Source organism: Acinetobacter sp. YH16056_T (assembly GCF_024605895.1).
Classification (GTDB): Bacteria; Pseudomonadota; Gammaproteobacteria; order Pseudomonadales; family Moraxellaceae; genus Acinetobacter; species Acinetobacter amyesii.
In genome coordinates this window covers 2,075,456-2,087,997 of record NZ_CP094545.1, presented here as the reverse complement: position 1 = coordinate 2,087,997, position 12,542 = coordinate 2,075,456, and the positions used below count along the sequence as shown (strand labels likewise).

Annotated in this window: 13 protein-coding genes; 7 read left to right on the top strand and 6 right to left on the bottom strand. The window is 40.8% G+C overall.

From position 1 onward, the window contains the following. The first annotated feature begins 62 nt into the window (after nt 1–62). Both MST17_RS10380 and MST17_RS10375 read left to right on the top strand, forming a co-directional pair. Nucleotides 63–2,267: an OsmC domain/YcaO domain-containing protein gene (locus tag MST17_RS10380; RefSeq protein WP_180022550.1), complete on the top strand. Its 2,205-nt coding sequence runs from the start codon at nt 63–65 to the stop codon at nt 2,265–2,267. A gap of 537 nt (nt 2,268–2,804) precedes the next feature. After that, on the top strand, nt 2,805–3,029 hold the full coding sequence (locus MST17_RS10375) for a hypothetical protein (RefSeq protein ID WP_111885746.1): 225 nt from the start codon (nt 2,805–2,807) through the stop codon (nt 3,027–3,029). A gap of 126 nt (nt 3,030–3,155) precedes the next feature. On the opposite strand, the gene bioB is transcribed toward MST17_RS10375, so the two are convergent. Together bioB and queG are read right to left on the bottom strand one after the other, a co-directional pair. Beyond that, nucleotides 3,156–4,148: a biotin synthase BioB gene (gene bioB / locus MST17_RS10370; protein ID WP_180027230.1), complete on the bottom strand. Its 993-nt coding sequence runs from the start codon at nt 4,146–4,148 to the stop codon at nt 3,156–3,158. Nucleotides 4,149–4,425: 277 nt separating this feature from the next. Beyond that, nucleotides 4,426–5,520 carry a tRNA epoxyqueuosine(34) reductase QueG gene (queG, locus tag MST17_RS10365; RefSeq protein WP_180027229.1) on the bottom strand — a complete coding sequence of 365 codons (1,095 nt, stop codon included), beginning with the start codon at nt 5,518–5,520 and terminating at the stop codon, nt 4,426–4,428. 20 nt (nt 5,521–5,540) lie between these two features. Here queG and MST17_RS10360 point away from each other — a divergent pair, with 20 nt between their 5' ends. Both MST17_RS10360 and MST17_RS10355 read left to right on the top strand, forming a co-directional pair. Beyond that, entirely contained in the window at nt 5,541–7,028 is a 1,488-nt protein-coding gene (locus tag MST17_RS10360; protein WP_180027228.1) for an NAD(P)H-hydrate dehydratase, read from the top strand. 1 nt (nt 7,029) lies between these two features. Continuing rightward, on the top strand, nt 7,030–7,305 hold the full coding sequence (locus MST17_RS10355) for an acylphosphatase (protein WP_180012138.1): 276 nt from the start codon (nt 7,030–7,032) through the stop codon (nt 7,303–7,305). Nucleotides 7,306–7,375: 70 nt separating this feature from the next. On the opposite strand, the gene ruvC is transcribed toward MST17_RS10355, so the two are convergent. Next, nucleotides 7,376–7,921, bottom strand: a complete 546-nt coding sequence (ruvC, locus tag MST17_RS10350) for a crossover junction endodeoxyribonuclease RuvC (RefSeq protein ID WP_078189034.1) — start codon at nt 7,919–7,921, stop codon at nt 7,376–7,378. Nucleotides 7,922–8,052: 131 nt separating this feature from the next. Here ruvC and MST17_RS10345 point away from each other — a divergent pair, with 131 nt between their 5' ends. Next, the gene (locus MST17_RS10345; RefSeq protein ID WP_078189033.1) at nt 8,053–8,625 is read left to right on the top strand and encodes an FxsA family protein; all 573 of its coding nucleotides are present in this window, start codon (nt 8,053–8,055) and stop codon (nt 8,623–8,625) included. Between the two features lie 144 nt (nt 8,626–8,769). After that, a complete protein-coding gene (locus tag MST17_RS10340) occupies nt 8,770–9,417 on the top strand; it encodes a LysE family transporter (RefSeq protein WP_180027227.1) in 648 nt (215 codons plus the stop codon). A gap of 68 nt (nt 9,418–9,485) precedes the next feature. On the opposite strand, the gene MST17_RS10335 is transcribed toward MST17_RS10340, so the two are convergent. The 3 genes from MST17_RS10335 to ahpF all read right to left on the bottom strand — a co-directional run bounded on the left by MST17_RS10335 (nt 9,486) and on the right by ahpF (nt 11,989). Next, nucleotides 9,486–9,680: a hypothetical protein gene (locus tag MST17_RS10335; RefSeq protein ID WP_078192892.1), complete on the bottom strand. Its 195-nt coding sequence runs from the start codon at nt 9,678–9,680 to the stop codon at nt 9,486–9,488. Between the two features lie 234 nt (nt 9,681–9,914). Beyond that, nucleotides 9,915–10,157: a hypothetical protein gene (locus tag MST17_RS10330; protein ID WP_078192893.1), complete on the bottom strand. Its 243-nt coding sequence runs from the start codon at nt 10,155–10,157 to the stop codon at nt 9,915–9,917. 266 nt (nt 10,158–10,423) lie between these two features. After that, complete coding sequence (gene ahpF / locus MST17_RS10325; RefSeq protein ID WP_257246857.1) at nt 10,424–11,989, bottom strand: alkyl hydroperoxide reductase subunit F; 1,566 nt, start codon at nt 11,987–11,989, stop codon at nt 10,424–10,426. A 283-nt stretch (nt 11,990–12,272) separates the two neighbouring features. On the opposite strand from ahpF, the gene MST17_RS10320 reads away from it, so the two are divergent. Next, on the top strand, nt 12,273–12,491 hold the full coding sequence (locus MST17_RS10320) for a DUF1653 domain-containing protein (protein ID WP_078189028.1): 219 nt from the start codon (nt 12,273–12,275) through the stop codon (nt 12,489–12,491). The last annotated feature ends 51 nt before the right edge of the window (nt 12,492–12,542 follow it).

Below are 12,542 nucleotides of genomic sequence, written 5' to 3'. Positions count from 1 at the left end.
ATTCGGCTTATGTTTTCATTTTTATGTGTTGCACTGACACATAAGAATATTTAGGTGCCCACATGGAAATTAAGGTTAATTATCTCGATAACCTTCGACAAGAAGCCAAATTTGATGACTTCACGGTAATTGCCGACCAACCTATTCGCTATAAAGGTGATGGTTCTGCTCCCGGACCATTCGACTACTTTTTAGCGTCATCAGCATTATGTGCAGCGTATTTTGTAAAAGTGTATTGTGCGGCGCGAGACATTCCGACAGATAATATTCGCTTATCACAAAATAATATTGTTGATCCTGAAAACCGCTATAAGCAAATTTTCAAAATTCAAGTTGAACTACCTGCGGATATTTCTGAAAAGGACCGTCAAGGTATTTTGCGTTCAATTGACCGCTGCACGGTTAAAAAAGTGATTCAAACTGGTCCTGAGTTTGTCATTGAAGAAGTAGAAAGCATTGATGCAGATGCACAAGCTTTACTTATGCCAAATTTAGCGTCAGACAGTACCACGTTTATTCCGGGTAAAGATCTGCCATTAGAAGAAACCATTGCCAATATGTCAGGTATTTTGGCTGGTTTAGGCATGAAGATTGAAATCGCGTCATGGCGTAACATCGTGCCGAATGTTTGGTCTCTACATATTCGTGATGCACAATCGCCCATGTGTTTTACCAATGGTAAGGGTTCAACCAAAGAAAGTGCCTTAGCCTCGGCTTTGGGTGAATTTATTGAACGTCTCAATTGCAACTTCTTCTATAACGACCAGTTCTGGGGTGAAGAGATTGCCAATGCTGACTTTGTGCATTATCCAGATGAAAAATGGTTCCAACCCGGCCCAGAAGGCGAGTTACCTACTGAAATCTTAGATGACTACACACGTGAAATTTATAACCCAGAAAATGAGTTATTAGGTACACATCTATATGACACCAATTCAGGAAATATAGCACGCGGTATTTGCTCTCTTCCATTTGTCCGTCAGTCCGACGGTGAAACAGTGTATTTCCCATCAAACTTGATTGAAAATTTATACTTGTCAAACGGGATGAGTGCAGGGAATACCTTGGCTGAGGCTCAAGTGCAATGTTTATCGGAAATCTTTGAGCGTGCGGTCAAACGTGAGATTTTAGAAGGTGAATTGGCTCTACCAGATGTACCAGAAGAGGTTTTAGCCAAATATCCAAGTATTGTTGCGGGTATTCAAGGCTTAGAAGAACAAGGTTTTCCTGTATTGGTAAAAGATGCTTCACTTGGTGGTCAGTACCCTGTGATGTGCGTAACCTTAATGAACCCACGTACTGGTGGGGTTTTTGCATCTTTTGGTGCGCACCCTAAACTCGAAGTAGCTTTAGAGCGTAGCTTAACCGAGCTTCTACAAGGCCGTAGCTTTGAAGGTCTAAACGATCTACCAAAACCAACGTTTAGCTCAAATGCAGTCACTGAGCCAAATAACTTTGTAGAACACTTTATTGACTCAAGTGGTTTGGTGTCTTGGAAATTCTTTAGCGCACAATCAGACTATGATTTTGTAGAGTGGGATTTCACATCTGAAGGTGAAAATGCCAATGCGGAAGAAGCTGCAGCGATGTTTGCGATTCTAGAAGACATGGGCAAAGAAGTGTATATGGCGGTCTACCAGCATCTAGGTGCTACGGCATGTCGTATTTTAGTTCCGGGTTATTCTGAAGTGTATTTGGTTGAAGACTTGGTTTGGGATAATACCAACAAAGCTTTGGACTTCCGTGAGGATATTTTAAACATTCATCGTTTAGATGAAGACGAGTTAGTGTCACTGGTTGAGCGCTTAGAAGAGCTTGAGGTGGATGATTACACGGATATTGTGACGCTCATCGGGATTGAGTTTGATGACAATACCGTATGGGGCCAATTAACGGTTCTTGAGCTCAAACTACTGATCTATATTGCCTTACAAGAATTTGAAGAAGCAAAAGAGTTGGTCGAAACCTTCCTTCAGTACAACACTAATACAGTTGAACGTGGTTTGTTCTATCAATGCATGAATGTGGTTTTAGAAGTTGAATTGGACGATGACTTAGATCTCAATGACTATGAACATAATTTCCGTCGTATGTTTGGTGACGAACGTATGGATGCAGTGATTGGTTCAATGGATGGCAGTCTTCGCTTCTACGGTTTAACTGAAACCAATATGCAACTTGAAGGTTTAGATCGTCATTTACGTCTGATTGATAGCTATAAAAAATTGCATGCTGCACGTGCGAAGTTTGCCAGTCAGAACGTTTAAATCTGGGCTTGTGAATAACGTTACTCATGTGATCATCTATTTGAAAAAACTCTCCTAAGGGGGAGTTTTTTTTGTGCAAAATTTGCTGAAAATTAATCTATATCTGTGATGTTGATATTAATAAAAATCCTTATAACTCAGGTGAATATAAGGAAGGCTTAAAAATAACCGATTATCCGAAATTGTGTCATTTTAAAGTAAAGATATTTGACTCATTGGAAAAATATGCTAATAAATTAGCTATGGCGTGTTTAGGCATGATCATAATATTTCAGGACGAAATATTCAGAAGCACATTAATAAATAAACGGGAGTTTTAACAACATGCTTCAATTATTCAGAAAACTATTTTGCATGCATATTTACGAATACGAGCAAATGGAAGAAATCGGTTCGCACAAGGAATGTCGTAAGTGCGGTGTGACAAAGTAATGCAGAGTCTCAGCCGAAAAAAAAGTGAGCGAAAGCTCACTTTTTTAATGCCGGTCAATATTGAAATCATTAAAATAGAAATACATTCACAGTTTTCATGCAGATATGAGTAAAGATTTTCAAGCCGAGCGTTATACCGTCGATGCCAATATGGCAGATACCATTGCATGGTTATTACAACATCAGGATTGCTTTGAATCTTTTCATTATGATGTGATTCAGCAGCAATTGGTGGTTCAACATGCTAATGGTCAAGACATTATTCGTGAAGGGGATTATTTAAATGCAGGCTATGGAATTTTAATAACAGCACATAACTTTGCGAAGTAATCGATATATTTTCCATACTCATGGTGATTCAACCATTCATTTATTCGCACCATCTCTTGCATTGCACATTGAAACCTACCACTGATCATTCAATAAAACTAAGCCCCGATGTTCGGGGCTTGGGTTTTAAGCCATTTGCATGGCATCAGTTGAAAGCTGTGCAGCAGTTGGTTTGGGCTGTTCCGCGATTAAACCGAGTTTGCTAAATAAAAGCTGATCTTTGCCTTCGCCTGCATTTGGCGTGGTCAGCAGTTTTTCACCAGAAAAGAGTGAATTTGCACCTGCCATAAATGCCAAAGCTTGTTCTGAATCACTCAGGGATTCACGACCTGCAGAGAGTCGAATATAGCTTTTTGGCATAATGATCCGTGCGACTGCAATGGTGCGAATCCATTCGATCACATCAAGTTTCTCAACCTCTGCAAGTGGGGTACCTTGAATAGGGACAAGGAGATTAATCGGCACGGATTCAGGATGAATCGGCAGCGTTGCCAACTCCATCAAAAAGGCGATACGGTCATCACGGCTTTCACCTAAGCCCACAATTCCGCCGCTACAGATTTTCATTCCAGATTGGCGAACATAGTCTAGCGTCGTTAAACGGTCATCATAGCTACGCGTGCTAATGACATTGGGATAATACTCACGAGAGGTATCGAGGTTATGGTTGTAATAATCTAAGCCTGCCTCATGTAGGCGCTCTGCTTGAGACTGATTCAGCATGCCAAGGGTCATACAGGTTTCAAGTCCCAGCGCTTTGACTTCACGCACCATTTCTAGCACATAGGGCATGTCCCGTTCATGTGGATTGCGCCATGCAGCGCCCATACAAAAACGCGAAGAACCTGAGGCAAGCGCAGCTTTCGCTTCATTGATGACTTTTTCCACAGCCAGACGTTTTTCAGCTTCTAATCCAGAGTCATAATGTGCAGACTGAGAGCAATATTTACAGTCTTCAGGGCACTTACCGGTTTTAATCGAAAGTAAGGTGCTGACTTGAATATGATTGGCTTGGAAATATTCACGGTGAATGGTCTGTGCTTGGAATAATAAATCCATCAATGGTTGTTGATACAACTCTTGTATTTCTGGATGTGTCCAGTCATTTCGGTAGCTCATAAATAATCCATATTTTCTGCCTAATGCAGATCATCATACGTAAAATTTGCAGACTTCCAAGACTATTTTGTAACATTGAAATTTAGCTAAAGTGCATTGAAATGGCTTTTTTAAAGAACTTTTGATATTTAAGATACTTACAAAGTTGTGTTAAATGTCAGCACAATCGCTGCAATGTTTATTTTAAGCTGAAAAATCAATTTTCTTTGATTGCGTCACTAAGTTTTAGCTTAAAAGAAAACTTTGTAAGGATCTGGAAAATATAGAATAAAAGCCCTTAAAGCATTTTTGAGTTTTGTTCTGCAATTGCCCAATCAATATGAACTTGCACAATCGCGTCATGTTTTTCGCGAGAATTTTTTAATGATTGAACAATATTTGAACTGTATGGTGCATTGCCTAAGCCAATGGCGATATTTCGCATAAAGCTTTGATAGCCTGTTCGTCGGATAGGACTGCCTTCAGTACAGCTTAAAAAAGTGGCTTCATCCCATTGCCAAAGATCTAATAAACTCACTTGGTCGAGGCGATGACGTGGATAAAAGTCCTCAATTTGAGTTTTATGCGCAAAGCTATTCCATGGACAGATAAGTTGACAGTCATCACAGCCAAACACACGGTTGCCAATGCCACGGCGTAATTCTTCAGGAATGATGCCTTTATATTCGATGGTTAAGTAGGCAATGCATTTACGTGCATCTAACATATAGGGCTCAACGATGGCCTGAGTTGGACAGATATCAATACAGGCTGTGCATGAACCACAATGTTTGGTTGCCGGAGAATCAAAAGGCAAATCGAGTGATGTAAACAGCTCACCTAATACAAAAAATGAGCCTGATTTTTTATGGATCAGTAAGGTGTGTTTGCCTGTCCAGCCCATGCCTGCATTTTCAGCTAAGGATTTTTCAAACACTGGGGCAGAGTCGGCAAAGGGTCTAGATTCAAAATCTCCGATTTTTTCACGGATAATATTCGACAAAGTTTTTAAACGTCCGCGCATGACTTTATGGTAGTCACGACCTCGTGCATAGCGTGCAATGATGGCTGCATTTGGCTCATCAGGAACATAACGTGGTTTTGGGGTTTCGACCAAATAGTCCATGCGGACACAGATAATACTGCGTGTGCCGGGGACTAAAAGTGCAGGATTGGCACGTTTTTCAAGGTTTTCCTCTAGGAATTTCATATCGCCATGATAACCACGTTCTAAATATTCTTTAAAACGAGGGAGTTCCTCTTGAGCATCTGGCTTTGCGATGACACAATCAGAAAAACCTAAATTTAAGGCTTGCGCTTTAATCCATGCTTTTAGGGTTTCTGGATCATATTGATCGACAGGAATTTTTTGTGCAGGAGTTGAAGCGGCCATAATCATAACAAGGAAAAACAATGCGTCTGCAAGTTTACCATAGCCCTGTTTATCTTAGCCAAAGTATTCAAGCTTGGGAGCAGCGTTGGTTTGCTCAGCACAATAGCAGTTATGGTCTGATGCAGCAGGTCGCATGGTCGATTGCTCAGCAACTTATTCCAATGTTAAAGCAGCAAAATTTAAAAAATATTGCAGTGTGTTGTGGGCAGGGTAACAACGCAGGCGACGGCTATCTTACAGCGCAATATCTACAGCAAGCAGGCTTTCAAGTCGATATCTATGCCGCTGAAATAGGGGCATCGAAAGATTTGCATTCTGCGGTACAGGAAACGATAGATCACAAGCTCAAGATCTATACACATTTTGATTTTCAGCGTGACTATGACGTCTATATCGACGCATTATTTGGTATAGGGCTCAATCGTGAACTTTCTCACGAGTGGCAAGCCATTATTCAACGATTGAATGCATGCACGGGACTCAAAGTTGCGATTGATATTCCAAGCGGTTTACATGCCAATACAGGACAGCCTTTACCCATCGCATTTCAAGCCGATTATACCTTTACGGCATTGGGTTTAAAAGCAGGGTTATTTACAGGCCAAGCGAAGGAATATGCAGGTGAAGTTTCGGTGATAGCATGCATACCGACTGATATTAAGCTTGAGCCACTTGCGTATTTGTCACCGCAGAAAATCACTTTACCTGAGCGACAAGCTTTTGGTCATAAAGGCAGTTATGGACATGTTTTAGTTGTTGGTGGACATGCTGAAATGGGTGGGGCGGTGATTATGGCTGCTGAGGCTGCATTCCATGCAGGTGCAGGTAAGGTCACGGTTGTTTGTGATGCACGACATCACACCGCAATTTTGGCGCGCGCACCGAATATTATGCTACGCGATATCAATGCTTTAAATACAGAAGCGATTCGGCAACTGATCGATCATGTCGATGCGATTAGCTTTGGCATGGGGCTTGGTCGTGACAATTGGGCACAACAGCAGTTTCAGTCATGGTTTCCATTGATTCAGCAGTCAACCTTGGAAATTGTTTTGGATGCAGATGCCTTGTGGTTTCTAGCTGAAACACCTGAAAAATTGAATACACGCACCTATGCAACGCCACATCCGGGTGAGGCTGCAAAATTATTGGGTCTATCTACTGCAGAAGTTGAAGCGGATCGTGTACAAGCAATTCAGTATTTAAAAGAAAAATTTCAAGGTCAATGGGTGCTTAAAGGGGCAGGCAGCTTAATACTTGAAGATCAGCTTTGGATTTGCACCGCAGGTAATGCAGGAATGGGTACAGGCGGTATGGGCGATGTGCTTGCAGGGATGATTGCAAGTTTAAAAGCACAATTCCATCAGCAAATTCATCTGCACGAAATCGTAAGCCTGCATGCTTTAGCAGGTGATGTATTGGCGAAGCCGGGGATGCGTGGTTTGCAAGCGCAGGATATGGCCCAAGCGGTTTATCATGTGGTCAATCATTCAGGAGTTGAAGACTAAAATGCATGCAGTTAAATTGCGAATTCAAGGTAAAGTGCAGGGCGTTGGCTATCGTCGTTGGTTTGAACAGCAAGCGATTGCACTTGGTTTAAATGGCTATGTGAAAAATCTAGCGACGGGCGAAGTTGAAGCACTGATTATTGGAACTGAAGACGCCATTCATAAAATACTGAAACACAGTCTGGTGGGGCCTTTACGAGCAGACGTAACTAAAATCGATCAGCAAGAAATTCCAATGCATGAATTAGACTATAGCAATTTTAAAATGATCCGCTAAATTTGATCACTAGATTGAGTGGGCTTTTGAAAACAATCTGAATTACTGAGCTATATGTTTTGACGATTATTTATCGACGTCGAGTGCTTACACGACTTCGACCACGAGCCATACCACCTAAGGCATTCAGTACAGCCATTTTACTCATACTACCAGACGCATGCGCATGACAAATTGCGGCAGCCAAAGCATCGGCTGCATCCTGCTGTGGTTTGATGCTTAGGTTCAGAATGCGCATAACCATCATTTGGACTTGTTCTTTGTCTGCCGCACCATAGCCGACCACTGATTGTTTGATTTGACGTGCTGTATATTCAGCGACTTGTAAATCTAAATTGGTTAAAGCGGCAATGGCAGCACCGCGTGCTTGACCCAGTTTTAAGGCAGAGTCAGGGTTTTGAGCCATAAAGACTTGCTCAACCGCGGCTTCAGTAGGTCCGTGAAACTTTACGATACGATCAATACCAGCAAAGATACGTTTTAAGCGTTCAGGCATTTCTGTCGTTTCGGTACGAATGGTGCCAGCATCGACAAAACGTAGTTTAGAACCATCCTTTTCGATGATGCCGTAACCAGTTAAGCGCGACCCAGGGTCAATACCGATAATTAATGACATGTTTGCCTATTTGCCCTTTAAAAATAAAAATATGCCCATATTGTTACATAAGCGTGTCAAAAAAGCTTGATAGTGATTGAGCAGTTGAACGCAACACCTTAAATTAATTTACTTAGATTTGTTTAATTTTCATGAAATTATTTCTTCTGATTTTAGCAGGCTTGATCCTGGAAGTGTTTGTCTGGATCGGTGTGGGCGACCTCGTCGGCAGCATGTGGTATGTCTTTTTCTGGTTCGTGGCGGCCTTCTTTATAGGGATGAATATTATCCGTAAATATTCATCAGGTCTGATGCCTCAAATGCAGCAAATGCAAGCAGGTCAAATGAGTAATGATCCAGCTTTAACTGGAAATTTACCAAAAATTTTGGCTGGTTTCTTATTGCTGTTACCGGGTCTAATCTCAGATATTATGGCATTACTTATTTTGATTCCACCTGTACAAAATGCCATGAAAGCAGTCATGATGAAAACAATGATGAAGCGTCAGCAAGCTATGATGGAAAAAATGATGGGTGGCATGATGGGCGATATGGGAGGCATGGGCGGTGCTCAAGGTCAGAACCCATTTGCAGATATGATGCGTCAAATGCAAGATATGCAAAATCAGCAATCAGGTCGTGATTCATCCGTTATTGATGGTGAAGCTCGTGAAGTGACGCCAGAAGCGAAACAAATTGAACTGAAAGATGTCAATAAAAAATAAGTAACTCAGTATGAAAAGCCGAATGTGTATTCGGCTTTTTTTGCGTAAATTTTGATACGGCCTAAAAATAAACCTTGTGTTGCCAACAAAAAAATTGAACAAGCGATATAATCTTCACGTTTTAATTCAAATGAATCAGCTTGCATGTCACTGTTATTCACCATCTGTGCGCTTCATTTTGTTGCGCAGTTGAGTCCCGGTCCAGATGTATTATTAATTGCTAAATGTGCAGTATCAACAACCCGTGCAAATACCTTAAAAATTATTGCGGGGATCTCAGTTGGGATTGTGGTGTGGGTCGTTTTAACCTTATTGGGCTTTACGGTTTTGGTCGAGCAATTTCCATGGATACAACAAGTTTTAATGGCTGTAGGTGGATTTTTCTTAGCGAAAATGGGCTGGGCAATGTTTAGTGGCGGGCTTAAAAGTTTAAATCAAACAGCCAATTTAGAAGATGGGCAGGACTTAAGTCAGCAGAAAACTGAAAATTATTTCTTATTAGGTTTATTTACGAATTTAGCCAATCCGAAAACACTGATCTATTTTAGTAGTGTGTTCTCACTGGCGTTGAGCTCATCAGCCAGTAGCAACCTAAAAGCACAGCTAGCTGTCATTATTCCGATTCAGACCTTTATCGTGTTTAGTTTGTTTATGATGATTATGTCTTTGCCTAAAATTAAAGCACTCTACCAACGTTCGGGTAGTTATATTGATGTGGTTTCAGGGGCGTTATTTTTAATTTTTGCGATTTGGCTGTGGTTCGACGCAATTAGAATGTTCAATCTTCAATAGCTGCAAACATATTGCTGTAAGCAAAGCGAAAGCCAAGTGTTAAAACTTGGCTTTTTTATGTCCAAGTTCTATTGCTCTGGATTGGTTTGATCTTGGTCTTTAGATGGTGCTGTATTTGATGGATCTTGTGCAACATCGGTAGTTTCAGCATGATCACGATAACGGTTCGGTTTGAGGGTGGTTTCGGTATTTTCAGAGCCCTTGTATAATCGGCTACGATTGGCGCGTTCACGTAAACCGCCTTTTTTGATTAACTGCACCATCGTCTAGAACCTCTTTGCTATTGTCATAGTTTAAAGAATTTTCCTCGTGAAGATAAGTGAGCAGGGCGATGCTAGCGCATAAAAAAGCCTGAAATCATTCAGGCTTTCATCATTTTAATTTCTCGCTTTGAATGACTTTAAAGCAACTGGATAATAGTGCTTAGATTTAACTTGGCTAAATTTCACACATTGCCAGCCTGTTCATACGGCTGTATTTGGCTGTTGTAAAAAAGCTTAATTTTTACCATCTTGCTTGAGTACTTCAAAGATGTTGAGTTGGGTCGTAGCTTCAGTATCGTGCTGTTGCAAATACACTTGAACACTCTTAAATAGAATGGCAACAGCCAAACAACTGAGTATGCAAAATATCCAAAAGCCATATGGGCTACGGATATTATGCGAGCCACATTCGGAACATTCTTTATCGCTTGAAGCCAATACTTTATTGCAACAAGCACAGTGATATTGATAGTGCATTGCGTTTCTCCATTTCGTCGAATTTGACCAACATTCTTGTTGTTATTGTCAACCATCAATCCGTGATGATTGTTTTATCTTAATGTGCAAATAAGCTGCTGTACAAGTTTTAAACGGTTTGTTTTGCTCATTATTGTGTAAGTGAAAAGCGTCAGAGAGTTAAATATTTGTTTTATTACTAATTTATAAATGAAACAAGAGATGAATTTTCAGACATAAAAAAAGCCAGTTCGAAAACTGGCTTTTGCTGTTCTGTCTAAATTGAATTATTGACCAGAGCGGATGATGTAATCAAAAGCAGATAATGATGCTTTCGCGCCTTCACCTGTCGCAATGATGATTTGTTTGTAAGGTACTGTTGTACAGTCACCGGCAGCAAATACACCTTTCACATTGGTTTCGTTACGCTCGTTAATTACGATCTCACCACGGTTTGAAAGTTCAACCGCTGTTTCTTTTAAGAAATCAGTGTTTGGTAACAAACCGATTTGTACAAAGATACCTGCCAATTCAATCGTTTTGATTTCATCTGTTGCACGGTCTTTGTAGTTCAATGCAGTCACTTGTGAACCATCACCAACCACTTCTGTAGATAATGCATTCATGATCACAGTCGTATTCGGTAAGCTGTTTAACTTGTCTTGAAGGACTTGGTCAGCACGAAGCTTAGTATCAAACTCAACTAGCGTTACATGTTCCACAATACCTGCAAGGTCAATCGCCGCTTCGACACCTGAGTTACCACCACCGATCACTGCAACACGTTTACCTTTAAACAATGGACCGTCACAGTGTGGGCAGTATGCAACACCACGAGTACGGTATTCTTGTTCACCCGGAACGTTCATTTCTCTCCAGCGTGCACCTGTTGAAAGAATCACTGTTTTAGATTCAAGTTTTGCACCATTCTCTAAAGTCACTTCAACCAAGCCATTGGCTGTTTCATCTGCACCTTTGATGTCAGATACACGTTGCAAGTTCATGATGTCCACACCGTACTCACGTACATGTGCTTCCATTTCAGCAGCAAACTTAGGACCTTGGGTCTTTTGAATCGACGTGAAGTTCTCAATGTCCATAGTATCCATGACCTGACCGCCCATGCGTTCAGCCACGATACCGGTTTTAATACCTTTACGTGCTGCATAGATTGCAGAAGTATTACCTGCAGGGCCACCACCAATCACAAGGACATCAAATGCTTCTTTGGCATTTAGCTTTTCAGCATCTTTTACAGCAGAGTTGGTGTCTAATTTGGCAATGATTTCTTCCAAGGTCATACGACCTTGACCGATGTGATTGCCGTCTTGGAATACCATCGGTACAGCCATGATTTTGCGTTCTTCCACTTCGTCTTGGAAGAATGCACCATCAATCATGGTTGCAGTTGTACCTGGGTTGTAAATTGCGATCAAGTTAAGTGCTTGAACCACGTCAGGACAGTTATGGCAGCTTAAAGATACAAACACATCAAAGTCAGTTTTAAGACCTAGACCTTTGATAGTGTTCAGTACTTCGTCAGAAACTTTCGGTGCATAACCTGAAGTTTGTAGCAAAGCTAGAATCAAGGACGTGAACTCATGGCCCATCGGCAAACCTGCGAAGAATACACGTGGTGTTTCACCTGCTTTTGCAATACCAAAGCTTGGCGCACGGCTGTTGTTACCATCAAAACGTGCAGTCACTAAATCAGATAAGGCAGCAACTTCAGTTACCAATTCTTTAATTTTGTCTGATTTGTCAGTACCGTTTAAAGTCGCGACGATTTCAATCGGGCCTTCAAGGCGTTCAAGTAAGGTTTTTAATTGAGCAGAAGTATTTTGATCTAACATTGCTAACGTCTCCAGAGGAGTAAATTTATTTGATGAGAGAATGATAGAACAAACCATTAAATAGGTGAAACGGTTTGTTTTTATAAAATTAATCGGTTTTACAAATCAAATAGTTAAATTTCTTTCTAAATCATAAGAATATACCGATGTGAATGCAGTCAATATTGGGCCACTATCGAGAAATACAAGTTAAATAGTGGAAAAATAAACGAATTCATCGCGCTTTGAGCGAGAGAATGCTAGAGTCAACGCTATTGTATTGAGAACTTTTTAGGGAAATGGCATGCAGGTTAAACAGGGAATTTATCAGCATTATAAAGGTCAGTTGTATCAAGTCTTTCATGTTGCAACACATAGTGAAACGCGTGAAAAAGTTGTGGTCTATCAGTGCTTGTATGACGACTATTCAATGTGGGTCAGACCCTTAGAGATGTTTATGGAAACCGTTGAAATTGATGGTGAAGTAATTCCACGTTTTAAACTGATCCAAGAAACCCACTGAGTAGATATTTAGTACTTTAATCTTTAAATATGAAAGAAATAACAAAAGGAC